Source organism: Pseudomonas bubulae, from assembly GCF_900618535.1.
GTDB lineage: Bacteria > Pseudomonadota > Gammaproteobacteria > Pseudomonadales > Pseudomonadaceae > Aquipseudomonas > Aquipseudomonas bubulae.
In genome coordinates, this window is sequence record NZ_UYJA01000008.1 from 25,125 (window position 1) to 50,320 (window position 25,196).

At 55.0% G+C, this 25,196-nt stretch carries 17 protein-coding genes and 2 pseudogenes; 9 read left to right on the forward strand and 10 right to left on the reverse strand.

The features are described from left to right. Positions 1 to 78: 78 nt before the first annotated feature. The 3 genes from PPTH39_RS22820 to PPTH39_RS22830 form a co-directional block, all read right to left on the reverse strand. Positions 79 to 1,431, reverse strand: coding sequence for a deoxyguanosinetriphosphate triphosphohydrolase (locus PPTH39_RS22820; RefSeq protein ID WP_095019392.1), 1,353 nt, complete (start codon positions 1,429 to 1,431; stop codon positions 79 to 81). Positions 1,432 to 1,649: 218 nt separating this feature from the next. Next, positions 1,650 to 2,192 carry a hypothetical protein gene (locus PPTH39_RS22825; protein WP_095026081.1) on the reverse strand — a complete coding sequence of 181 codons (543 nt, stop codon included), beginning with the start codon at positions 2,190 to 2,192 and terminating at the stop codon, positions 1,650 to 1,652. 93 nt (positions 2,193 to 2,285) lie between these two features. Then, positions 2,286 to 2,849: a hypothetical protein gene (locus PPTH39_RS22830; protein ID WP_130872512.1), complete on the reverse strand. Its 564-nt coding sequence runs from the start codon at positions 2,847 to 2,849 to the stop codon at positions 2,286 to 2,288. A 550-nt stretch (positions 2,850 to 3,399) separates the two neighbouring features. Here PPTH39_RS22830 and PPTH39_RS22835 point away from each other — a divergent pair. The 4 genes and pseudogenes from PPTH39_RS22835 to PPTH39_RS22850 form a co-directional block, all read left to right on the forward strand. Further along, positions 3,400 to 3,982: pseudogene (locus tag PPTH39_RS22835) on the forward strand (deoxyguanosinetriphosphate triphosphohydrolase); the annotation flags it as partial. A gap of 266 nt (positions 3,983 to 4,248) precedes the next feature. Continuing rightward, positions 4,249 to 4,875, forward strand: a pseudogene (locus PPTH39_RS22840) (response regulator). A gap of 8 nt (positions 4,876 to 4,883) precedes the next feature. After that, complete coding sequence (locus PPTH39_RS22845; RefSeq protein WP_130872513.1) at positions 4,884 to 8,513, forward strand: transporter substrate-binding domain-containing protein; 3,630 nt, start codon at positions 4,884 to 4,886, stop codon at positions 8,511 to 8,513. Between the two features lie 79 nt (positions 8,514 to 8,592). Then, a complete protein-coding gene (locus PPTH39_RS22850; RefSeq protein WP_130872514.1) occupies positions 8,593 to 11,547 on the forward strand; it encodes an HD domain-containing phosphohydrolase in 2,955 nt (984 codons plus the stop codon). Positions 11,548 to 11,553: 6 nt separating this feature from the next. On the opposite strand, the gene PPTH39_RS22855 is transcribed toward PPTH39_RS22850, so the two are convergent. Both PPTH39_RS22855 and PPTH39_RS22860 read right to left on the reverse strand, forming a co-directional pair. Beyond that, positions 11,554 to 12,036, reverse strand: a complete 483-nt coding sequence (locus tag PPTH39_RS22855) for a GAF domain-containing protein (RefSeq protein ID WP_130872515.1) — start codon at positions 12,034 to 12,036, stop codon at positions 11,554 to 11,556. Next, positions 12,029 to 12,922, reverse strand: coding sequence for an ATP-binding protein (locus PPTH39_RS22860; protein WP_095002237.1), 894 nt, complete (start codon positions 12,920 to 12,922; stop codon positions 12,029 to 12,031). The genes PPTH39_RS22855 and PPTH39_RS22860 overlap by 8 nt, the downstream gene beginning before the upstream one ends. Before the next feature lie 177 nt (positions 12,923 to 13,099). On the opposite strand from PPTH39_RS22860, the gene PPTH39_RS22865 reads away from it, so the two are divergent. After that, on the forward strand, positions 13,100 to 15,448 hold the full coding sequence (locus tag PPTH39_RS22865) for a hybrid sensor histidine kinase/response regulator (RefSeq protein ID WP_130872516.1): 2,349 nt from the start codon (positions 13,100 to 13,102) through the stop codon (positions 15,446 to 15,448). Positions 15,449 to 15,590: 142 nt separating this feature from the next. On the opposite strand, the gene PPTH39_RS22870 is transcribed toward PPTH39_RS22865, so the two are convergent. Both PPTH39_RS22870 and msrB read right to left on the reverse strand, forming a co-directional pair. After that, positions 15,591 to 16,076 (reverse strand): glutathione peroxidase, encoded by a 486-nt coding sequence (locus PPTH39_RS22870; protein ID WP_095002239.1) that lies wholly within the window; start codon positions 16,074 to 16,076, stop codon positions 15,591 to 15,593. Between the two features lie 17 nt (positions 16,077 to 16,093). Further along, positions 16,094 to 16,489: a peptide-methionine (R)-S-oxide reductase MsrB gene (gene msrB / locus PPTH39_RS22875; protein WP_130872517.1), complete on the reverse strand. Its 396-nt coding sequence runs from the start codon at positions 16,487 to 16,489 to the stop codon at positions 16,094 to 16,096. 222 nt (positions 16,490 to 16,711) lie between these two features. Between msrB and PPTH39_RS22880 the strand changes: the two genes are divergently transcribed. Both PPTH39_RS22880 and htpX read left to right on the forward strand, forming a co-directional pair. Beyond that, positions 16,712 to 17,923 carry a pyridoxal phosphate-dependent aminotransferase gene (locus PPTH39_RS22880; RefSeq protein WP_095002241.1) on the forward strand — a complete coding sequence of 404 codons (1,212 nt, stop codon included), beginning with the start codon at positions 16,712 to 16,714 and terminating at the stop codon, positions 17,921 to 17,923. A gap of 313 nt (positions 17,924 to 18,236) precedes the next feature. Continuing rightward, on the forward strand, positions 18,237 to 19,124 hold the full coding sequence (gene htpX / locus PPTH39_RS22885; protein ID WP_088379295.1) for a protease HtpX: 888 nt from the start codon (positions 18,237 to 18,239) through the stop codon (positions 19,122 to 19,124). Positions 19,125 to 19,184: 60 nt separating this feature from the next. On the opposite strand, the gene PPTH39_RS22890 is transcribed toward htpX, so the two are convergent. Further along, on the reverse strand, positions 19,185 to 19,844 hold the full coding sequence (locus tag PPTH39_RS22890; protein WP_130872518.1) for a thiopurine S-methyltransferase: 660 nt from the start codon (positions 19,842 to 19,844) through the stop codon (positions 19,185 to 19,187). A gap of 101 nt (positions 19,845 to 19,945) precedes the next feature. Here PPTH39_RS22890 and PPTH39_RS22895 point away from each other — a divergent pair, with 101 nt between their 5' ends. Further along, on the forward strand, positions 19,946 to 20,713 hold the full coding sequence (locus PPTH39_RS22895; RefSeq protein ID WP_095019382.1) for a DODA-type extradiol aromatic ring-opening family dioxygenase: 768 nt from the start codon (positions 19,946 to 19,948) through the stop codon (positions 20,711 to 20,713). A gap of 99 nt (positions 20,714 to 20,812) precedes the next feature. On the opposite strand, the gene PPTH39_RS22900 is transcribed toward PPTH39_RS22895, so the two are convergent. Both PPTH39_RS22900 and PPTH39_RS22910 read right to left on the reverse strand, forming a co-directional pair. Then, on the reverse strand, positions 20,813 to 22,483 hold the full coding sequence (locus tag PPTH39_RS22900; RefSeq protein ID WP_095002244.1) for a DEAD/DEAH box helicase: 1,671 nt from the start codon (positions 22,481 to 22,483) through the stop codon (positions 20,813 to 20,815). 372 nt (positions 22,484 to 22,855) lie between these two features. Beyond that, positions 22,856 to 23,611, reverse strand: coding sequence for a spermidine synthase (locus PPTH39_RS22910; protein ID WP_095002245.1), 756 nt, complete (start codon positions 23,609 to 23,611; stop codon positions 22,856 to 22,858). A 157-nt stretch (positions 23,612 to 23,768) separates the two neighbouring features. Between PPTH39_RS22910 and PPTH39_RS22915 the strand changes: the two genes are divergently transcribed. Beyond that, positions 23,769 to 25,115 (forward strand): class II 3-deoxy-7-phosphoheptulonate synthase, encoded by a 1,347-nt coding sequence (locus PPTH39_RS22915; protein WP_095020307.1) that lies wholly within the window; start codon positions 23,769 to 23,771, stop codon positions 25,113 to 25,115. The last annotated feature ends 81 nt before the right edge of the window (positions 25,116 to 25,196 follow it).

Here is a 25,196-nt window from a genome sequence, read left to right on the forward strand (position 1 = left end):
CCACTTAGGTGGCCTTTTCAATGAGAAGCACATTTGCAATCACATAATAAAACAGCTGGCTATTATGTACACGCAGGCTCAACGCTCCCCGCCCATACCATTAAACTGTCGAGCCAAGTGCATGGCATAGTTATCGGTCATGCCACTCACGTAATCCAGAACCTGCATCATTGCACCGTACTCCTTGGAAACACCCCCACTGGCGTCTAAATTATTCAAGTCCAGCCCAAGAAGCTCTACCACCCTTCTCGTCTTCGAATCAGCTACACCGCCCTTTCTGACATATTCCAAAGCAGCAGAGCAGCTAACGTTTAGCAGCGTAGATATAGTGCTATAAGCCCCTATTTCTAACTCAACCTTCCTGGGATGCTGGAAGATTTCATCGCGAGCAAGACCTTTGGCGGCGGCTACACACTCACGGACATTCTTATCACAAAGTTCTAAAATACCTAGAACCTTGCCAGTCATGATTTCATTATGGTTATTCATGAAAGCAGTCGCTCCAGCATCTACAAAAGCTGAAATAACTTTCCCACGAATCATAGAGAGCCTACGGCCAACCTTCATGCCTTGAATTTCTTTGACCAACTGATTCTTCTGGTGATCATCAAGGACAAGGCACAGTATTTCAAAGACCTTATCCCACTCAAGGATACCCATCTCTACACCATCCTCTAAATCAAGAATGGCGTAGCAAAAATCATCAGACACTTCCATCAAGTTAGCCAGTGGATGGCGACACCGCCAACCATCACCCAGCTTTAACAAGCCAGTAGCGTCCGCCACTTCATTGAACAAACCCAATTCAGAACAGTAAATACCATATTTGTTCTGAATAGGTCTTTGCCCATTAACAGCATCACCAGCAAGCCAAGGATACTTAATGAAAGCGCCAAGCGACGCATAAGTAAGACGCATCCCCCCTTCATAGGGATGATATTCCGAGGTCGTTAAAACCCTAAACCCTTGTGCATTGCCTTCAAATCTACGTAAATCAGTAGCTTCATTAAAAGGCAATTGTTCTATTATCTTCGCCCCAACATCATTGGTGAACCAGTGACGAATAGCTTCTTCACCTGTATGCCCAAAGGGAGGGTTGCCAATGTCATGAGCGAGACAAGCAGTCTGGACAATATCACCAATATCAGAAGCTGAATGTTGCTCAGGAATAAGTCTTTCATTCAGAAGTTCTTGGCCTACTCTCACCCCCAGGGTACGGCCTACACAAGCCACTTCCAAGCTGTGTGTGAGACGGTTATGAACGTGGTCATTAGTGGCAAGAGGATGAACCTGAGTCTTTCTGGCAAGGCGTCTGAAAGCTCCGGAGAAAATAACCTTGTCGTGGTCTGAGTGGAAAGGTGAACGGCCTAGCTCAGATTTAGGAGGACGACCGCCAAGACGGGTGTTATTCAGCAACTTGTCCCAACTCATGCTTTCCATGCTTACCTCTCAAACCATTTATACAACATCCAGCATAGCTTACTTAAACAATATTTCAAAACACACTTTAACCCGTATCAACTTATATTATCGCAAAGCCCGAGCATCAACCCGAACAATAGCCATCCACCTACGACACAAACAATGCCACCAATTTAAATACGAATACAAAAAAAGACTATCTAAATAGTCTTTTTTATACTTATTTATTAAAAAAATGTACCGTCATCCATTGCCGACTCCAACTGATCCTTGTAATAACTCTCATTGAATTTCTCAACTTTATTGTAAGTCATTAACTTGTCCGGCTTACGATATTCGTCATCGCTTGCAAATGCTTGGAAGGTGCTGTCATCAACCATCCGGATATGCAGTTGAAGTTCTCTCGATTCGTAACCATAAAACTCAACAAATCCCGGAATTTGACTTTGACGGGCAATCATCAAAGCTTCTTTAACCGGCTTATCATAAAGGTAGTAAGTAGCTTTTACCATTATAGCCCCACCCGTTTCAGTGTCATTTTTACCGAAACGAGTGTTTACATAAGGTTCAAAAACCACACCACCATTCATGTCTTTTGATTGACCAAGCCATCTGTAACCTTCAAGAGCCTTAGTGATTGACTTGATAGGTCCAGCATACTGAACACTGGTTCTATCTTTATCAAGTTCTGCACGCTCAAATGTTTCTGCACTAGCAACAGAAGATGAAGTAGCCAATACTACTGCGAAGCACAATCCAATTATTTTCACTTATCTCTCCTTTTTAGTTAATCGGCTACACAGCCCAATAAAGCTTTAAACAATAAACAAGACTGCTCGATTAGCCCTTCTTATCTCTCTTTACTAGAAAATCATACCACTATCTCTCGCGGATTTAAGCTTGTCTTTATAATTGCTCTTATTAAACTCTTCAACTTTTTTGTAAGTCATTAGGTTTTTCGCTGGATTTTGATATTGGTCATCGCTAGAAAAAGCTTGAAAGGTGTCAGCACCCACCATTCTTATGTGAAGTTGAAGCTCTCTTGAGTCCAAACTATAAAACTCAACAAACCCCGCAACTTGGCTTTGACGGGCAATCATCAAAGCTTCTTTAACCGGCTTATCATAAAGGTAGTAAGTAGCTCTTACCATTATAGCCCCACCCGTTTCAGTGTCATTTTTACCAAAACTATTATTTACATGGGGTTCAAAAACCACGCCACCATTCATGTCATCTGATTGACCAAGCCACTTATAACCTTCAAGCGATTTAGTGACTGACTTAATAGGGCCAGCGTACTGAACACTGGTTCTATCTTTATCAAGTTCTACTCGCTCAAAGGTTTCTGCTGATGCTGCAAACGACGAAACCGCAATCAACGACGCAAATACAACACTTATAATTTTATCCATTTTTTCCTTTTCCATTTAATAGATTGCATAAACCAATCAACGCTAGAACGGACAAATCCTATCACAAAACGATTGATTGTAAAATGCCACTACCCCCTACACAAAAATAAATTCACAACCTGCTAATAACTTCTCCACTGCTATACCTGACAGACAACCAGCAACAGGAAATTTAACAACCCCTTACAGCTAGCATCCCCCCCTGACTAAAGTACAGATTACAAACACCCCAGCTCACTCGACAAGCTATAACAGTTAGAGAAAAATCACGACTTATAAACACCCCCCTAACAGCCCAACCTGACTAAACAAAAGGAACTGGGTATTTTGCCGCCTATAGCCAGTCAACAGGAAGTAAATAGAGTTCACCGCACATAAAAAACACTTATTACTTAAGGAAAACCTTACATAAACCAACCCACCAAACACATATATACTCTAAACCTGAAGACCCTCAACGGCAGATCATGGCCTCTTCAAAATATCCAAAACTGCAATGATGTAACTAGCCTTGTCCATTTATCACCAAGAGAGGTTCCCAAACGCAAACGCAGCTTCTCCATGTGTCGAGTCCCTGCTGCTGAACCTGGTGGGCGATGATTTGCCTGAAACTTTTCGCCTGCTTGGCCCCAACGACTCACGACGGCGAAAACGGGCAATACTGCGCGGCAAGGCCATCGAACATCTGACCAACGCCGCTGCCCGGGCTTTTGTCGAACAACAGCAAGCACTGCTGGCACCAGGGGATCTGGTCGAGCATATGCACGGCACGGCCACGTTGCGTGCTGGACAACAAAGACATGGCACGCAAAAAAATCTTCCAGGACAAATGCAAAACCTTGCATGAAATGGATGCCTATACGTCCCTGGAAATCCTCCTCAATGCATTCTGTGGCGCCGCGCTTTCGCAGCATTGCGGTCGTACCCCATCGTTCAAAAACCGTCGAACCCTCGATTTGCTGGGCAACAATGCTCCCGACCCACAGTGGCCATTACATCGATCGTTTATGCGCATCAACGACTTTATTGCCGGCATGACCGACAGTTATGCCACTGAAATGGCCAGAGCAATGACAGGTCACTCCACCCCCCGCCTGACAACCGCTGCCCTCCCCTGCCAAACAGGGAGGGCACGCAGCTCCACTTGATCAAACACTATGTTTACCACATGAAGTAGCAATTAAGACTTTTCCATATACAAGAAAGAAATATACTCGCGCGCCCAGCTTTAAACTCAAAAAATCTTTAAACGCACATTTAAATACGCCTCTCCCCTTGTGTAATTAGTGAGCCATCGCCTTATTTTGCGTAGGATAATTCCCATACTACGTTTGTAGGCTCCCCGGTTCCTGCCCCAGCTCTTACATCTGAGCTAAGGTCGCGCTTTCTATTCAGCACCTTATGGGGAATCAATATGAACACCGTATTTATTGTCGACGACCATCCTGTAATCCGGCTCGCAATTCGCATGTTGTTAGAACATGAAGGTTATGAAATAGTCGGAGAAACCGACAATGGAGTAGACGCCATGCAGATGATCCGCGAGTGCACTCCTGATCTGGTAATTCTTGATATCAGCATCCCCAAACTCGATGGCCTGGAAGTGCTGTCACGCTTCAGCTCAATAAGCCCAGCCCTCAAGACGCTGGTTCTCACATCGCAGTCACCGACACTTTTCGCCATGCGCTGCATGCAATCCGGTGCAGCCGGGTATGTGTGCAAACAAGAAGAGCTGAGTGAGCTTACCAGTGCAATAAAAGCGGTATTTTCTGGCTACAACTATTTTCCAAGCCAGGCATTGACTTCTGAAACAAACGATCACAACAACTAATCTGAAATCGAGTTATTCAAACTTGTCAACGACAGGGAACTTATGGTTCTGAAGCTGTTCGCACAAGGCAAAACAAACAAGGACATTGCAGCCGGCATGTTTTTAAGCAACAAAACCGTGAGCACTTACAAAAAGCGCCTCATGCAAAAACTGAAAGCCCATTCGCTGGTGGAACTTATCGAGCTGGCAAAACGTAATGGTCTTGTATGAAAAACAGGATGCCCGCACGATTAATCAAGTACCTGTCACTTTTTGCGGGGTTAGTTCTGTGCGTGCCCGTGCTGGCCGCCCCGGTCCGCAGTGAAACCCTTACGTTGCTCAGCCGCTCGAGTTCCGGCCACATTGAAGTCCCCCTGGACAACACTCAACGATACTGGCTGCAAAATAAGCGCGAACTCGTGATCGGCACCTCTGCTGCCGACTATCCACCGTTCGACATGACCGATAGCGGTCGGGACTACGAAGGCCTCACCGCAGATTACGCCGGCCTTCTGCGCAAAGCCCTCAAGCTGTCGATCAGGATCCAGCGCTTTGCCTCCAGAGAAGCAGCCATCAAGGCACTCGAGGACGGCCAGATTGACCTGCTGGGTACTTCCAACGGTTTTGAGGCCGCGAACCAGCACCTTGTACTTTCCATTCCCTATGCCATCGACCAACCCGTACTGGTGACCCGAGAGGGAGAAACACGCTCACTCTCCCAAGGCCTCGCCGGTTTGCGCTTGAGTATGGTGTACCACTATCTGCCCCAGGAGGAAGTAAAGGCGCTTTATCCCCAGGCAATCATCCAGTCTTATCCGTCCTATCAAAATGCCATTAATGCCGTGGCTTTCGATCAGGCGGATATTTTTCTGGGGGACACTGTGTCGACCCATTACATGATCAACAAGGGGTACCTGAAAAACATCAAGATGGCCAATTTTGGCAAACACGAAGCCCATGGATTCAGCTTTGCAGTGCGTCGGGACAACTCGCCCCTGCTAGGCATCATCAACGCCACACTCAAGGCCGTACCCAACAGTGAACAAGAAAGCATTGCCAAACGCTGGAGCGCTGGCAGTGACATTCTACTGTCCGATCAGAAGCTGCAGCTTACTCAGCGAGAAGCCCGTTGGCTGCTCAAGCATCCTGTGGTCAAGGTAGTGGTCAACGAAACCATGGCACCCCTGACATTTTTTGATGCCAGCGGGGATTTCCGAGGCATTACTGCCGACCTGCTGGAGATGATCCGTCTGCGCACGGGGCTGCGCTTCGAAATACAACGCGCGAACAGCCTCGACACCATGACCCGAATGATCAGTCGGCACGAAACCGACATTATCTCGGCCATCAATCCTTCAGCCTCACGAGAAAGCGCCCTCAGTTTCACCCGTCCTTATCTGGTGAACTCCTTTGTCCTGCTTACGGCAAAAGGTGATGGGCAACCTGCGAGCCTTGAACAACTTGCGGGTAAAAAACTGGCCTTGACCCGAGGCAATCCCCTGACCGATTACCTGCGCAGTCAATACCCGCAGATAACACTGGTAGAAACCGGGGATATCTATCGCGCCACAGAACTGCTGGCCGAAGAGAAAGTGCAAGGTGCAGTCAGTACGCTGGTCATCGCCAACTACCTGCTGGCCTCGGGGTTGTTTCAGGACCGGTTACAAATCAGTGCCACCATCGGCACCCAACCCGCCATGTTTTCCCTCGCCACTGCCCGGGATGCCAGCGAGTTGTCCTCAATCCTCAACAAGGCGTTGTTGAGTATCGCGCCTGATGAGCTGGGCATTATCAACAGCCGCTGGCGGGGCTATGTGCCGGCATCTGACAGTTACTGGCACAATTACCATCGCCTGTTCTACCAGTTCATCATTGGCACCAGCCTTTTACTGTTGCTGTCCCTGATCTGGAATGCCTATATGCGGCGCCAGATCCGGCAACGAAAATCGGCCGAACGTGCACTCAGCGATCAGTTCGAGTTCATGCGTGCGCTCGTCAACGGTACGCCTCATCCTATTTATGTGCGTGATCGCGAAGGTGTTCTGAAAACCTGCAATGACAGCTACTTGAATGCCTTTTCAGCCAGGCGCGAAGAAGTCATCGGCAAGACCGTGATGCAAACCTGCGACCTCCTGAGCAACGAATGTGAAGCCCGTGACTATCAGGCCGACTACCTGCGTGTCATGCGTGAAGGTACTCCGCTGGTGACTGATCGCCCGCTGAGAATCGGCGAAAAAACGCTCACTATCTATCACTGGATTCTTCCCTATCGGGACTCCCTGGGCGAAGTACAGGGCATCATCGGTGGCTGGATTGATATCAGTGAACGTCATCAGCTACTGGATGAGCTGCGTACGGCCAAGGAGCTTGCAGATGATGCCAACCGGGCCAAAAGCACCTTCCTGGCAACCATGAGCCATGAAATCCGTACACCGATGAACGCAGTGATCGGTTTGCTTGAACTGACGCTCAAGCGCGCCGACCATGGGCATCTCGACCGCCCGTCCATTGAAGTTGCTTATAACTCGGCCAAAGACCTGCTGGAGCTGATAGGCGATATTCTTGATATTGCCCGTATAGAGTCCGGCCGCCTGAACCTGTCCCCGGAACGCGTCAATCTGCACCAACTGGCACACTCCGTGATGCGGATTTTTGATGGCCTGGCGCGGCAAAAAAACCTCACGCTCGACCTGCGTTTCGATGCAACAGACGATCTACCCGACGTACTGATCGATCCGCTTCGTCTCAAGCAAATCCTGACCAACCTGATCAGCAATGCGATCAAGTTCACCCAACAAGGCCGGGTGACGCTTGAAATCAACTTGCTGCCAGCCGGCACCCCTGAGCGGACTGAACTGCACTTGAGCGTCAAAGACACTGGCATCGGCATCGGCATCAGCGAGCGTGATCAGGCACGCCTGTTTGAGCCCTTCGCCCAGGCACAGAACAGCGGGCAACTGGCGCTCAATGGTGCCGGTCTTGGCCTTGTCATCTGCCGTAGCCTGTGCGAAATGATGGGCGGCACCCTGGTACTGAGCAGCCAGGAAAGTGCAGGTACCCAGGTTCAGATAAAACTTGAAGTGCCAACCCTGACGCCGTCCCAGTGCCCCCCCGCACAAGAACCCTCAATCAACCCTGCCGCTCATCCGCTTAACGTACTGGTGGTGGATGATCACCCGGCCAACCGCTTGCTGATGTGCCAGCAACTTGGATTTTTAGGGCACAGGTTTACCACCGAGCACGACGGCGCCGCAGGTTTGAAAACCTGGAAGACAGGCAAATTCGACCTGGTCATTGCAGACTGCAACATGCCTGTCCTGAATGGCTATGAACTGACTCGAGCCATACGCAAGCATGAGCTGGCCTCCAGCCAACGGCCATGTACCGTGCTGGGGTTTACTGCAAATGCCCAACCGGAAGAGCGGCAACGCTGCAAGCAGGCAGGAATGGACGACTGCCTGTTCAAACCCATCAGCCTGACCCTGTTGAGTCAACGACTGGCCATGCTTGAGCCGCTATTCCACTGCCCGGAAGCCTTCAACGCCGACGCTCTCAGCCCGCTTACAGGAGGCGACAAGGAACGAACAAGACTCTTGCTGGAAGAACTGCTCCGCAGCAACTGCCAGGATCTCAAGACGCTGCTTGAGTTACCTGACAACGGCGAATTGCAGGCGTTTGTCGAAATTGCCCACAGGATAAAAGGCGCTGCCCGCATTGTGGGCGCCCAAAGCCTGATCAACAACTGCGAGGCACTGGAGCAAGCCACGCCCGCTAACCTCGTGCAGGCCCGCGAGCAAGTGCAGGTCTCCATGCGTGCACTGGGACAGGCGCTGGCCCTGCAACTTGAATCGTTGACGAAGCACACCTGAGCGCCAATCAAAGGCAGGTTGGCGCGGTTTTACTATGCTGATAGATACCAGCACGCCTACATCAGCGGAGAATCAGCCCATGCGCAACAGTGCGCTCTCCCATCGGCGCCAGTACCCGCTGCATGCTCACATAAGTGCGATGTTTACATTTTTGTTGCTATTGCTGGGCGTTGTACTGGGCGTATTCAATTACCAGCAAACCACCCGCATCATTCTCGACAGCAGCCAAAAGTTGTTCAGCTACATAGAACAGGATGTTCAGGATGACCTGCTGGATGCCTATCAACCCATACGGCATGCGCTCAACCTGCTAATTCTTGATTCTGCGGCCACAACCGACCAGGTCGAGCTTCGAACAGGCCTGCTGCAGCCCTTTGTACAAGCACTCGAAGACAACCACACACTGTCAGCTCTATACCTGGGCGATGACAACGGCAACTTTTTCCTGGTCCGGCCTTTACGCAATCAAGAGATCCGGCGCCAGTTAAAAGCCCCACCCCAAGCTAGCTTCGAAGTATGGTCGATAACACGTGCAGCCCGGCAAGGCACGGTTAATTCAAAAAAACTGTATCTGGATGCAAATCTGAAACAGCTCGAACAGCGCAACATCCCCAATGAGCTCTATGACCCCCGCGTGCGCAGCTGGTTTATTGCGCAGGATGCCGACAAAAATCAGACCACCACCAGCCCCTACCTGTTTTTTACCACCCACGAAGTTGGTACTACACTCGCCAAACGCAGTACTGCCAATACGGTGATGGGTGCCGATGTAACGCTGTCTCAACTGTCCGCCACCCTGGCCGACCATCAAACAACGCCTGGTACACAGATTGTTCTGTACGGCGACAATGGCCGGGCCATCGCTTACCCGGACTTCAACAAATTATTGAACGCCATGGACCCCACCAAACTGCCCAAAGTCTCGGAGCTGAATCCGGCCCTTGGACTGCTGATCAATCAAGGGGCAGATGCTCAGCAGCGCCTGGACGACGGCCAGCGCCAATGGGTCGTTTCGCGGTTCAAGGTGGACGATGGCAGTGCCAATGGCTTGCAATTGGCAATGATGGTCCCGCAAGACGAGCTGTTGGCCGATGCCTATCAGTTGCGCTGGCAAGGGGCCCTGGTGACATTGGGCGCCCTGGTGCTGTGCCTGCCCATGGGGTGGGTGACCTCCAGGTTGCTGGTGAGGCCCTTGCGCGAATTGGTGCGTGAAGCCGATGCGGTTCGACGGTTCGATTTCAACTATCCATTCACACGACAATCGCCCGTGCTCGAAATCGATCAGATGCAGGCATCCATGGGCCGCATGAAAGAAACCCTCGCCAGCTTTTTTGAAATCACCTCCAGCCTTTCGGCCCATACCCGATTTGAACCCTTGCTGCAGTCCGTACTGTTCGAGACTCTCAAGATTGCTCAGGCAGAGGCCGGGCTGATCTACCTGACAAAAAACGACAGTACTCAACTGGAGTTAAAAGGCCTGATCATCAACGGCCAGCCCCAGGATCTGGCAACCCAGCCCGCGCCCGTGCTGAACCCTGACGACAGCCAGAGCCCCGAGTGGTTACGGGCGCTTTTCGAAGGTCATGACAGTGTCGCCCGCTCACTCACCCTTGAACAGGCGGGTGACTTGCAGTCTGTGATGGATGAACTGGGCAGCCAGAGTGTCCACCTGATCGGCATTCGCCTGCACAACCGCCAGGGCGAAACGGTGGGTATTCTTGTGCTGGTATTGAACGACAGTGGTTCGACTGACGATCAGGACCACTTGCGGGCCGACCGGATTGCCTTTATCCAGGCGGTGTCCGGTACAGCTGCCGTTGCTATTGAAAGCCAGCGCCTGCAGGCTCGGCAGAAACAGTTGCTGGATGCATTGATCCAATTGCTGGCGGGGGCTATAGACGCCAAAAGCCCGTACACCGCCAGCCATTGCCAACGGGTTCCAATCCTGACATTGATGCTGGCACAGGCGGCTGCTGCGAGCCGGCAGCCACCCTTTGAGCAGTACGCTCCCACGGATGAGCAATGGGAGGCGCTGCGTATCGCCGCCTGGCTGCACGACTGCGGCAAGGTCACAACACCGGAATATGTGGTCGACAAGGCCACCAAGCTGGAAACCCTGTACGACCGCATTCACGAAATCCGCACCCGCTTTGAAGTGCTCAAGCGCGATGCCTGGGTCAATTACTGGCAGGCACGGGCCCTGGGTGGCGACGATCAACAGCTGGCGCACCTGCGAGATGCCTGCCTGCTTGAGCTGGATGATGACTTCGCTTTTGTCGCCCAGTGCAATCTGGGCGGGGAAGCCATGATGGAGGCAGACCTGCAGCGTTTGAACGCCATTGCGCGCCGCACCTGGACCCGCACGTTGGATGATCGCCTGGGCGTTTCCTGGGAAGAAAACAAACGCCAGTCCACCCGCCAGGAGCAAGCCTTGCCGGTGACCGAGTCGCTGCTGGCCGACAAGCCCGAGCACCTGTTCACTCGCCCCGAGGCCGACCTGATTGACCCCGAAAACCCCTGGGGCTTCAAACTCGAAGTACCACCCTACAAATTCAACCGTGGCGAGCTGTACAACCTCAGTACCCGGCGCGGCACCTTGACCCGCGAAGAGCGCTACATCATCAATAACCACATCGTGCAAACCATCCTGATGCTCAGCAGCCTGCCGCTACCTGCCTACCTGAGCAACATTGCCGAAATTGCCGGGGGGCATCACGAAAAAATGGATGGCAGCGGTTATCCAAAACGCCTGAAACGCGAGGAAATGAGCCTGGAGGCACGGATGATGGCAATTGCCGATATTTTCGAGGCATTGACCGCGTCGGATCGCCCCTATAAACGCAGCAAAACCTTGAGTGAGGCGCTGAACATCATGGCCGCCATGTGCCATGACGCCCATATTGATCCGCAACTGTTCGCGCTGTTCATGCACGAACAGATTTACCTGCAATACGCCCGGCAGTTTCTTGACCCTCAACAAATCGATACGGTCGATATCGATGCGCTGATGCTCAAGGCCGGGCTGAAAAACTGATGCGGATCAGCACTCGCTCAAGCGCAAAAAGATGGCCGCCAGCGCTTCAATGCCCAACTGATCCTGCTCGCTGAAGCGCCCGATGCTCGGGCTGTCCAGATCCAGCACGCCGATCAGGCGACCATCCTTGATCAACGGCACGACCAACTCACTGTTGGAGGCACTGTCGCAAGCGATGTGCCCGGCAAATGCATGCACGTCTTCAACTCGCTGCGTTTGCCGGCTCGCCGCTGCAGCCCCGCAGACGCCACGCCCAAACGGGATACGAACACAGGCAATTTGCCCCTGAAACGGGCCCAGTACCAGCTCCTCATTACGATTGATGTAAAACCCGGCCCAGTTCAGATCATCGAGCTGGTGATACAAAAACGCCGAGAACTGTGCAGCGTTGGCAATAAAGTCACGCTCATCTGCCAACAACGACTCCAACTGAGCCTGCAACAGGCCATAGCCGTTCAGGCCTGCACCTGTGGCGTTCAAATCAATCATTCACTTGCTCCAACAATTTCAAACCCACCCAATAACGCGCGAACTGATAGGCACAACGGCCGTTGCGGTTGCCACGCCCGGTTGCCCAGCGCACCGCCAGAATATCCAGTGCCTCGTCGCGCTGCCACTGCAAACCGGCTTTGGTGGCCAATACATCGATCCAGTGCTCAACCACGCTCAGGAAATGGTCCTGGGTGAACGGATAAAACGACAGCCACAGGCCGAAGCGATCAGACAAGGCGATCTTGTCTTCCACAGCTTCATTGGGATGCAACTCACCGTCGACATTCTTCCAGTTCTCGTTATCGCTTTCCTTTTCGGGCACCAGATGACGGCGGTTCGACGTGGCGTAAAGCAGGACGTTATCCGGCGCTTGCTCAAGGGAACCATCGAGCACGCTTTTGAGCACCCGGTAATCGCTTTCACCCGCCTCAAATGACAAGTCATCGCAAAACAGCACAAAGCGCTGGGGCAAACCTTGCAATTGCTCGACCACCCGCGGCAGGTCGGCCAGATGGTCACGCTCGATCTCGATCAGGCGCAGGCCCGCATTGCCATACTCGGCAAGCAGTGCGCGGATGATCGAAGACTTGCCAGTACCGCGCGAACCCCAAAGCAGAGCGTGGTTGGCCGGCAAACCATCAAGGAACTGTTTGGTATTGCGACCCAGTTGATCCCGCTGGTTATCGACGCCGATCAGGTCCGAAAGGCGCATATCAAGGCTGACTTGCAATGGCATCAGGTAACCCGAACGCCCCTCCCGCTGCCAACGGGCCGCCAGGCATTGATGCCATTCGATCGGCTCACGCTGAGCAGGCAGCAAGGGTTCAAGACGTGCGAGGACCGCTTCGGCCCGTTGCAGAAAGGCATCCAGATTAGAATTCACAACATTTCCTCAGACTGATACACAATGATGGCATATTGATATGATCTACATTCAGCTCAAACCACATTACGACTCACATCGCCAGGTCGCAAATACCGCAGTAATGCCTGCCGGTTGACCCACGAATCGACTACTCTTGCACGCCGCAAGGAAATGGAAACAGGTGCAACACCCCCAATGGACATAAAACTCACCCACCGCCTGTCTTTCAAGCAAGCCAAACTGACTGTGCTGGTCGGTCTGATATTGGGGACCCTGCTTAGCCTGCTGCAAATCGGCATCGATTATGCCAGTGAAAACGCCGCCATCGATCGCGAAATCCAGTCGCTACTCGAGATCAGTCACAACCCGGCATCACGCATTGCCTACAACCTTGATTCGGAGCTTGCCCAAGAGCTTTTGCAAGGGCTGGTGCGCTCACCGGCGATCACCGCCGCACAACTGCTCGACAACGACTATCTGGTGCTCTCGGCGGTGCAGGATCTGCCTGAAACCGGCCGTTATCGGGCGCTGAGCGACTCTCTGTTCGGTGCCAACCGCTCATTTGACCAGCGACTGTACTTCAATCACCTCCCCGAACAAAGCATGGGGGTCTTGCACCTTGAGGTGGATACCTACCCCTTCGGCAAGCGGTTTTTGCAGCGGGCGGAAGTCACACTGCTCAGCGGTTTTATTCGCAGCATCGTGCTCACCTTTATTCTTCTGGGCCTGTTTTACGTCATGCTGACCAAGCCGCTGGTGCGAGTGATTCGTGAGATCAGCGATGGCAAGCCCGCAGATCCGGGGCAGTCGAAAGTGCACTGCCCCAGCGGTCACGAAAACGATGAAATTGGCGTACTGGTGAACGCTGCCAATCAGCAGTTCGAGGCCATGGCCCGTGAAATGGAATACCGGCGCCGCGCCGAAAACACCCTGACCGAGTACCTGGCACAGCTGGAAACCATTGTTTCTGTGCGCACCCAGGAACTGGAGGCCAGCAACGAGCAACTGCGCCACTCCAATGAAGAGCTTGAGGCTGCGCGCACTACTGCCCTGGAAATGGCCCAGGCACGCTCAGCGTTTCTGGCCAATATGAGCCATGAAATACGCACCCCGCTCAATGGTTTGCTCGGGATGCTGGCGCTGTGCCTGGACAGCCCGCTGAATGCCGAGCAACACCAGCAATTGTCGATTGCCCATGACTCCGGCAAGGTTCTGGTCGAGCTGCTCAATGACATTCTCGACCTGTCGAAATTCGACGCGGGCCAACTGGAGCTTGAACATATTGCCTTCGACCTCGGCACGCTGATCGAAGATACCGCCAACCTGCTGTCACAGAACGCCGCACCCAGCGTGGAACTGACCTGCCTGATCGATCCGCAGTTTCCGGCACTGGTCATGGGGGACCCGACCCGGGTCCGACAGATCGTCAGCAATTTGTTGTCCAACGCGCTGAAATTCACCCGATTCGGGCGGGTGGATGTACGGCTCAGCGCGCAAGGCGATCAGGTACGTATCGAGGTTTGCGACACCGGCATCGGCATCGCCCAGGAGGCCCAGGCCAGAATTTTCAGCCCCTTCACTCAGGCAGAGGCCGGCATCACCCGCCAGTATGGTGGCACCGGGCTTGGTCTGACCCTGACCAACAGTCTGTGCGCAGTCATGCACGGACGCCTGACCATCAGCTCGGAAGTCGGTTTTGGCAGCCAGTTCTGCGCCGAACTCCCCCTGCCCTGCCATACCCCCGCCATCCAGCCAAAGCCGTTGTCCGGCCGGGTTATTGTGGTGAGTGCAGCGAGCAGCGGGCTGAGCGAAATGCTTGGCAGTTTTTTGCCCCTGTGGGGGCTGGACTACACACGCTACTCCCAGGACGACTCACTGACCGACACCCATCCACAGTTACTGATTACCGACTGTGCCGAGTGCCTGTTTGGCCTGCGCCCGGCCATCAGTGCGCCGATCCTGCTGGTGACCGCGTATGGCAACTTTATGCCCGGTGACCAGGTCAATGCGCTGGCACCCCTGCAACAAAAAGCCCGGCCCCTGTCGCGTCAGGCACTGTACAAGACCTTGCAACATTTGTTGCTCAAGGACGACAGCGAGGTACAGGGCACTCAAACCGTGAATACTCCTGCGGTACACCGCGCGCGAATCCTGCTGGTCGAAGACAATCCGGTCAACCAGCTGGTGGCCAAGGGCATGTTGAGCAAGCTGGGCTGTGAAGTGGTGGTTGCGAGCCACGGCGGCGAGGCGCTGAGTCGGCTGGAGCAGAAGACCTTTGACCTGGTGTTGATGGACTGCAACATGCCAGTCATGGATGGCTACGAAGCCACACGGCAAATCCGCCATCGCGGGCGCTGGCCCAAGTTGCCCATCGTCGCCCTGACCGCCAATGCCATGCCCGAAGAGCGTGAGCGCTGCCGTTCGGCGGGGATGAACGATTATCTGGCCAAGCCGTTTCGGCGCGAAGAGCTGGCGGCGTTGATTGAGGTATGGGTGCCGCAAAGGCGAGACAGAGACACCAACCGTGTTGCCGCCGACGAGTAGAACGAGGCCGCGATCGAGCGCGAAGCGGTCGCAAAATGATGCACCAGGGTGCACCAGACAGACACGGTTTGCAGGATTTGCGACGGCTGCGCCGCCGATCGCAGCCTCGTACCACTCGTCACCGGCTACAGATAGAGCGATTTTAACCCAGTAACGCTTCGATATCGGCCTTGAGCGCCTCAGGCTTGGTGGTCGGGGCATAGCGCTTTACGCTTTTGCCATCGCCACTGACCAGGAATTTGGTGAAGTTCCATTTGATTCCCTGCGAGCCCAACAGCCCTGGCGCACGCCTCTTGAGCTGGACAAACAACGGATGAGCCTGTGGGCCATTGACCTCGACCTTCTTGAACAGCGGGAAGCTCACACCAAAATTCAGCTCGCAAAACCCGGAAATGGCCGCTTCGTCGCCCGGCTCCTGCTTGCCAAACTGGTTACAGGGGAAGCCCAGAATCACCAGCCCCTGATCCCTGTACTGCTGCCACAACGCCTCCAGCCCTTTGTACTGCGGAGTAAAGCCGCACTTGCTGGCCGTATTGACCACCAGCAGCGCCTTGCCGCCGAAATCGCCAAGGGCCTTTTGCTCACCGACCAGTGTGGTACAGGCAATATCGAGCAGGTTATCGTTCATGGCAACACCTCAAAAAGTCAGACGCGAGGGACCAGGTCCAGGCACACCGAGTTGATACAGTAGCGCAGCCCGGTCGGGGGCGGACCGTCAGGGAACACATGGCCCAGATGCGCATCACATTTGGCGCAGACCACTTCGGTACGCACCATGCCGTGGCTGACGTCACGGATCTCGACCATCGCACTGTCGCCAATGGGCCGGGAAAAGCTCGGCCAGCCGCAGCCAGAGTCAAACTTGGCGCGGGAGTCAAACAGCGGCGCGTTGCAGCAGATACAGTGATAGACACCGTCAGTTTTGGTGGCGTTGTATTTCCCCGAAAACGGCCGTTCGGTGCCTTTGAGGCGGCACACGTTGTATTGCTCCGGGTCGAGCATGGCCTTCCATTCGTCCAGGGTTTTGTTCAACTTTTCCATGGTTCTGCCTCTGTCACTGAAAAACCCCGACCGGTGGCTTTTCCAGGGATCGGGTGGCACGTATGATTGCGCCTCGTTAATCACCAGTCTGGCACCCGCCCTAGCTGCATTCAAACGGATTCTTGAAGCAAAGCGGTGTTAGCCACTGTGTGCAAACACAGAATTTCCCAGTGCAGTGGTCATCACATCGCCTGGATCGTTCATTTTCGGGATCACATCGCCATGCAGGTCAGCAAATCAAACAAGCTCGCCAACGTCTGTTATGACATTCGCGGCCCGGTGCTCAAGCACGCCAAACGACTGGAGGAGGAAGGCCATCGCATCCTCAAGCTGAACATCGGCAACCCGGCACCTTTTGGTTTTGAAGCGCCGGACGAAATCCTCCAGGACGTGATCCGCAACCTGCCGACAGCCCAGGGCTACAGCGACTCCAAAGGCCTGTTCAGCGCCCGCAAGGCAGTCATGCAGTACTACCAGCAAAAGCAGGTGGAAGGTGTCGGCATCGAAGACATCTACCTGGGCAACGGCGTGTCCGAGCTGATCGTGATGTCGCTGCAGGCGCTGCTCAACAATGGCGACGAAGTTCTCGTACCAGCACCGGACTACCCGCTGTGGACCGCTGCCGTGACGCTGGCTGGCGGCCATCCGGTGCACTACCTGTGCGACGAGCAAGCCAACTGGTGGCCTGATCTTGAGGACATAAAAGCCAGGATCACTCCAAACACCAAAGCCATGGTCATCATCAACCCGAACAACCCGACGGGTGCGGTGTACTCCAAGGAAGTCCTGCTGGGCATGCTCGAGATTGCCCGCCAGCACAATCTGGTGGTGTTCTCGGACGAGATCTACGACAAGATCCTCTACGACGACGCGGTGCATATCTGCACCGCTTCACTGGCCCCTGACGTGTTGTGCCTGACCTTCAACGGCCTGTCCAAGTCGTACCGGGTTGCGGGTTTCCGCTCGGGCTGGATTGCCATCTCCGGGCCCAAGCAAAACGCTCAGGGCTATATCGAAGGCATCGACATGCTGGCCAACATGCGCCTGTGCGCCAACGTGCCCAGCCAGCACGCCATTCAAACCGCATTGGGCGGCTACCAGAGCATCAATGATCTGGTACTGCCCAACGGACGCCTCCTTGAGCAACGGAACCGCACCTGGGAACTGCTCAACGCGATCCCCGGTGTCAGTTGCGTGAAACCGATGGGGGCGTTGTATGCGTTCCCGCGTATCGACCCGAAAGTGTGCCCGATCCTCAACGACGAGAAATTCGTGCTGGACCTCCTGCTCTCGGAAAAACTGCTGGTGGTACAAGGTACCGCCTTCAACTGGCCGTGGCCGGATCACTTCCGTGTCGTGACCCTGCCTCGTGTCGACGAGCTGGACATGGCCATTGGCCGGATCGGTAACTTTCTGAAGACTTATCGTCAGTAGTTTCTGAACATGTTGTGCGACCAATCAAAAGTCGCACAACATGTGTCTGATGAAACATTCTTCATTCTGCGTCTTTACGGACCTCCCCCGCCTTCAATAGCCTCATGAAAACCATAAAGCCCTTTATTTACTGGCGCTCAGTGGAACTTCTGGCCAAAAAAAACGCTCCTTCATATTAGGAAATTCCCAGCAAACTACTAAAATCAGGCTGCAGGACACAGTTTGAAATAGTCACCTGGTTGAATAGCCTGTGGCAGCACCTTATATACCCCGCATACGGCAACACCCTTAAGACGAGGAGATTCATACAACCATGATGCGCATTCTGCTGTTTTTGGCCACTAACCTGGCGGTCGTGCTGATTGCCAGCATCACCCTGAGCCTGTTCGGCTTTGACGGGTTCATGGCGGCCAACGGGGTTGATCTGAACCTCAGTCAGCTGTTGGTGTTCTGTGCGGTCTTTGGTTTTGCAGGGTCTCTGTTCTCGCTATTCATATCCAAATGGATGGCGAAGATGAGCACCAGCACCCAGGTGATTACACAACCTCGTACTCGTCATGAACAATGGTTGATGCAAACCGTTGAACAACTGTCCCGCGAAGCCGGGATCAAGATGCCTGAAGTGGGGATTTTCCCGGCATACGAGGCTAACGCCTTTGCCACGGGCTGGAATAAAAACGATGCACTGGTCGCAGTCAGCCAGGGCTTGCTCGAGCGTTTTTCGCCCGATGAAGTAAAAGCGGTACTGGCCCACGAAATCGGCCACGTTGCCAACGGCGACATGGTCACCCTGGCGCTGGTGCAGGGCGTGGTGAACACCTTTGTCATGTTCTTTGCCCGGATCATCGGCAACTTTGTCGACAAGGTGGTGTTCAAGAACGACGAGGGCCGCGGCATTGCCTACTACGTTGCGACCATCTTCGCCGAACTGGTCCTGGGTTTCCTCGCCAGCGCCATTGTTATGTGGTTCTCGCGTAAACGTGAATTCCGGGCTGACGAAGCCGGTGCACAGCTCGCCGGCACCTCGGCAATGATCAGCGCCCTGCAGCGCTTGCGCTCCGAGCAGGGTCTGCCGGTGCACATGCCGGACACCATGGCGGCTTTCGGCATCAACGGCGGCCTCAAACAAGGCCTGGCGCGGATGTTCATGAGCCACCCGCCACTGGAAGAACGTATCGACGCACTGCGTCGCCGCGGCTAACCCCACGGCAAACATAAAAAGGGCGACCCAGGTCGCCCTTTTTTGTGCCCGGGTTTTGCTTCAGGCGATTTTGCTCAGGCGATACACTCGCTCCACCAGTCGCGTCACACCGCCCTTGAGGAACTTCCACTCCTGATCGAGTACATCCGGCTGCTCGAGCACTTCCAGCGCCCAGGCAGGCGACAGCAGGCTTTGTACCTCGGCGTCCGGCACCGAGAACGGCGGGCCGTTCATTTGCGACTGATCGTAATCCAGGGTAATCAACAGCCCCCGACAGCCTGGCGGCAGAATCCGGCTCAGGTGCCGAGCATAGGCCGCACGCATCTCGGGAGGGAATGCGATGGTTGCAGCGCGGTCATACAACCCCACACAGGAGGCCAGGTCAGCCTCAGTCAGGGCAAACACATCACCGCAGAGGATCTTCACAGGACCCGCCTCGTACACCTTGAAGGCGCCCTGCTGACGAATCTGTGGCTCGACCTGTTGTTCACTGAAAAACTGCTCCACGGCCGTCTGCGTCAGCTCCACGCCCAGCACTTCATGACCGTTGGCCGCCAGCCAGCTCATATCCAGGCTTTTGCCGCATAGCGGCACCAGCACACGACCGCCCTCCTCCACCCCCAGTGCCGGCCAAAGGCGCTGAAGGTAAGGGTTGACCTGCGACAGGTGAAAGCCAATCTGATTGCGATCCCAGCGGTCGTGCCAAAATTCGGGCTGCATGATTCACCTTTAAATTCGATAGATAAGCACTAAAACTTATATTGGATTTAGATCAATGATCAGGATGAAGATGATGCATCTCAACTTCGAGGACATCTTTCATGCTCCCCAGCCTGTTTATCTCCCACGGCTCCCCCATGCTAGCACTGGAACCGGGCGCCAGTGGCCCGGCGCTCAAACGCCTGGCGGCCGAACTGCCGCGCCCCAAGGCCATAGTGCTGGTGTCTGCGCACTGGGAAAGCCCCGACCTGCGGGTCGCCAGCCACCCGTCACCGGAAACCTGGCATGACTTTGGCGGCTTCCCGCCAGCACTGTTTGCCGTGCAATACCCTGCGCCCGGCGACCCGAAGTTGGCCGCGAACATTGTGGAATTGCTGGCAGACAACGGCTTGCCGGCGCGACTGGACGCCAGACGCCCTTTTGACCATGGCGCCTGGGTGCCACTGTCCTTGATGTACCCGGATGCGGATATCCCGGTGGTGCAGGTTTCGTTGCCCAGCCAGTTGGGCCCGGCGGGCCAGACCAGGGTAGGCCATGCACTGGCGGTCTTGCGCAGCGAGGGGATTCTGGTCATCGGCTCGGGCAGCATCACCCACAACCTGCGCGAACTGGACTGGCACGCAGGCCCTGAGAGCATTGAACCCTGGGCCAAGGCGTTTCGTGACTGGATGATCGACAAACTGGCGGCTGATGACGAAACCGCGCTGCATGCCTACCGCACACAGGCGCCTTTCGCCGCTAAAAACCACCCCAGCGACGAGCACCTGCTGCCGTTGTATTTTGCCCGTGCCGCGGGCGGCCAGTTCAGCATTGCCCACCAGGGCTGGACACTGGGTGCGTTGGGGATGGATATCTACCGGTTTGGCTAGCGCCCCGCTCCCATAAAGGCCAGCAAATACAAATCCCGGACAAAAAAAATCCCCGCACCAGGCGGGGATTTTTTTAGCGATCAATCACTGCAGGAGTGATTAATCTTCGCGGTAGCGACGCAGTTTCAACTGCTTGCCAGCAACGCGGGTGTCTTTCAGTTTGGCCAGCAAACCTTCCAGACCGGCTTCCGGCAGTTCTACCAGGCTGAAGCTGTCACGCACCTGGATGCGACCGATAGCTTCACGAGCCAGACCACCCTCGTTGAGGATAGCGCCCAGCAGGTTCTTGGCAGCGATACCGTCACGCGCACCCAGCGCGGTACGGCAACGTGCACGGCCTTCAGCCAATGGAACCGGAGCACGACGCTCGCGATCACCACGATCAGGACGGTCACCCGAACGCTCGGAACGCTCACGCGGTGCACTGTTAGGCACCAGTGGACGTTCACGCTCGATGGCTGCCAGGGTCAGGGCCTGACCGTTGGTTGCCTTGCGCAGCAGAGCAGCGGCCAGGGCACGCGGGCTGCAGCCGATATCGGCAATCAGGCGATCCAGCAGATCACCGTGAGTCGATTCAGCGTCAGCGACCAGCGGCGTCAGGCTGTTGGTCAACTTCTTGATGCGGGCATCAAGAACAGCCTGGGCATCCGGCAGACGGACTTCCGCAACTTTCTGACCGGTTACACGCTCGATCACTTGCAGCATGCGGCGCTCACGCGGAGTCACCAGCAGCAGTGCGCGACCTTCGCGACCGGCACGGCCAGTACGGCCGATACGGTGAACGTAGGACTCTGGATCGTAAGGCATGTCAACGTTGAACACGTGAGTGATACGTGGAACATCAAGACCACGTGCCGCTACGTCGGTTGCCACAACGATGTCCAGACGGCCATCCTTGAGCGAGTCGATAACGCGCTCACGCTGGTTCTGGGCAATGTCACCGTTCAGCGCAGCAGCTTTGTAGCCTTTGGCTTCAAGGGCGCTGGCCAGATCCAGGGTCGCTTGCTTGGTGCGAACGAACATGATCAGGGCGTCGAAATCTTCAACTTCCAGCAGGCTCAATACAGCCGAGGTCTTCTGGTCAGCGTGAACCAACAGGTGAGCCTGTTCGATCGCGGTAACGGTCTGAGTCTTGGTCTGGATCTTCACGTGTTGCGGATCGCGCAGATGGCGTTCGGCAATGGCACGGATCGACTGCGGCAAGGTTGCCGAGAACAATACGGTCTGACGGGTTGGCGGAAGTGCCTTGAAGATAACTTCAAGATCGTCCATGAAACCCAGTTTCAACATTTCGTCAGCTTCGTCCAGAACCAGGTGGTTCACGGTCGACAGCACTTTTTCGTCACGACGCAGGTGGTCGCACAGACGGCCCGGAGTGGCGACAACGATCTGTGCGCCATTACGGATTGCTTTCAGTTGTGGACCCATAGGGGCGCCGCCGTAAACGGCCACAACGGTAACGCCCGGCATTTGCTTGGCGTAGGTTTCGAAAGCGGTTGCTACTTGCAGCGCCAACTCACGGGTTGGCGCCAGGATCAGGGCTTGCGGCTCGCGCTTAGCAGGATCGATGCGGTGCAGGATCGGCAGGGCGAACGCGGCGGTTTTACCCGTACCGGTTTGCGCCTGACCAATCATGTCGTGACCGGCCATGATGATCGGGATCGATTGCTGCTGAATAGCCGAAGGTTCTTCGTAGCCAGTCGCGATGACAGCAGAAAGAATGTTCGGATTAAGATTAAAAGCGGCGAAGCCGCCGGTTTCCTGGGTCATGGGTCTGCCTCTAAGTGCATCCGCAAAGACCCATGCTCCAAAGCTGCGCATGCCGTGTAAGACTCAAGAGTCGCCCTGGCTGCTTTGTCGGCGGGGATTTGCGAAAACGTTTAAATGAATGGAGCGTTCAGGGTTGTCCGCGAAACGGACGAGCAGCCGAAGCGTGCTTCGGGAAATGCGACACCTAAACGTGGCCCGGCTAAAGGCCGGCGCGCACTATACCGGATTTATCAAAAAAAAGAAGGGGTTTTTTGCCACAAAATCGTCTGTATCCCTCTGTGGACCGGGCTTTAACGTTTTTTTTCGTCCTTGAAAAAGCTTTTCGTGCCGGGCCACTCTGGGTGAAACGCTAAAACGTTTCACCGCTTGGCATCAAGTCGCCGGGCGAATTGCCTTGATCAGGGACTCCAGCGAATAACCCAGACGCGGAGCCAGGACTTGTGCCCGGACTGTCAGCGCGTCGATATCGAGTGCCTGTTCCAGATCAGCAGGTACCATCAGGATGACATTACCCTCCTTGACCGGCAGCTCCCAATAATGGCGGTGATACAGGCCGCGCAGCAACGCAGCCCCCAGCGGCTTGCCATCGTCGGTGGCCCACTGGTTGATGATCAGCCAGCCATTGGGGGCCAGCTTCTTTTGGCAGTTTTCAAGGAATGTCCAGGCCAGGTGACCCGCTGCCGGTCCAAGATCGTTGTACAGATCGACAAAAATCAGGTCCGCGGGCTCGGCGCTGTCCAGCAGCTCCAGAGCATCACCGATACGAATATACAAACGCGGATCATCATCCAGGCCCAGGTATTCGATGGCCAGACGCGGCACATCCGGGCGCAGCTCGATGGCTTCGACATCTTCCAGGGGCAAAAACTTGAGACAGGCCTGGGTCAGGGTTCCGGCACCCAACCCCAGAAACAGTGCGCTTTCCGGAGCGTCATGGCACAACGCACCAATCAGCATGGCGCGGGTGTAGTCGTATTCCAGCCAGCTGGGGTCAGCAGTGAACACGCAGCTTTGCTCGATCGCATCGCCGAATTCGAGGAAACGGTAGTCAGCCACTTCCAGCACTCGAATCATGCCGAAGTCATCATGAACTTCGGCGAGCAGACGCTCTACGCGCTCCTCAGACATTTCCTCTCCTTGCCGCGCCCCGGTACTACCCGCGGCGCTGAAAAAACAGCCACTCGATATCGAGCGCAAAGGCGCGATTGTCGGCCATTGCGGCGCAACAGGTCACGCACTAATTGCTGCTAACATGGGCCATCTCCAACAAATACTAGAGTCTGCGATGAGCCCAATCTGGACCCCTGACAGCTGGCGCGCCCTGCCGATCCAGCAACAACCCCACTACCCTGACGCGGCGCACCTGCTGCGCGTCGAGCAAAGCCTGGCCAGTTACCCGCCACTGGTATTTGCCGGCGAAGCCCGGGAACTGCGCCGACAGTTTGCCGAGGTCACTCAAGGCAGGGCGTTTCTGCTTCAGGGCGGTGATTGTGCCGAGAGTTTTGCGGAGTTTTCGGCAGCCAAGATTCGCGACACGTTCAAGGTCCTGCTGCAAATGGCCATTGTCATGACCTTCGCGGCAGGGTGCCCGGTGGTCAAGGTCGGGCGCATGGCCGGGCAATTCGCCAAGCCGCGCTCGGCCAATGACGAAACCATCAACGGTGTGACCTTGCCCGCCTATCGTGGCGATATCGTCAACGGCATCGGTTTTGATGAAAAAAGCCGCGTGCCAGACCCTGAACGCCTGCTGCAATCCTATCACCAGTCCACCGCCACCCTGAACCTGCTGCGCGCCTTTGCCCAGGGCGGCTTTGCCGACCTGCACCAGGTGCACAAGTGGAACCTGGACTTCATCGCCAACTCGGCCCTGGCAGAGAAATACAGCCAGCTGGCCGACCGTATCGATGAAACCCTCGCCTTTATGCGTGCCTGCGGCATGGACAGCTCGCCGCAACTGCGCGAAACCAGCTTCTTTACTGCCCACGAAGCGTTGCTGCTGAATTACGAAGAAGCCTTCGTACGCCGCGACAGCCTGACCAACGATTACTACGATTGCTCGGCACACATGCTCTGGATCGGCGACCGCACACGCCAGCTGGACGGCGCCCATGTCGAGTTCCTGCGCGGGGTCAACAACCCGATCGGGGTCAAGGTCGGCCCGAGCATGAACAACGAAGACCTGATCCGCCTGATCGATATCCTCAACCCGGACAACGACCCGGGCCGCCTCAACCTGATCGTGCGCATGGGTGCCGACAAAGTGGGCGATCACCTGCCGCAGCTGATCCGCGCGGTAGAAGGCGAAGGCAAGCAGGTGCTGTGGAGTTGCGACCCGATGCACGCCAACACCATCAAGGCCAGCAGCGGCTACAAGACCCGTGATTTCGCGCAAATACTGGGTGAAGTGAAACAGTTCTTCCAGGTTCACGATGCCGAAGGCAGTTACGCAGGTGGCATTCATATCGAAATGACCGGCCAGAACGTGACCGAATGCATCGGCGGTGCCAATCCGATTACCGAAGACGGCCTGTCGGACCGCTACCACACCCACTGCGACCCGCGGATGAATGCCGATCAGTCACTGGAACTGGCGTTTTTGATTGCCGAGACGCTGAAGCAGGTCAAACGCTGAAGAGCACCCTAACCCTCTCCCGGAGGGAGAGGGGACTGACCGCACGCGGGTTCAAGAACACCGACAAACAGCTCCCTCTCC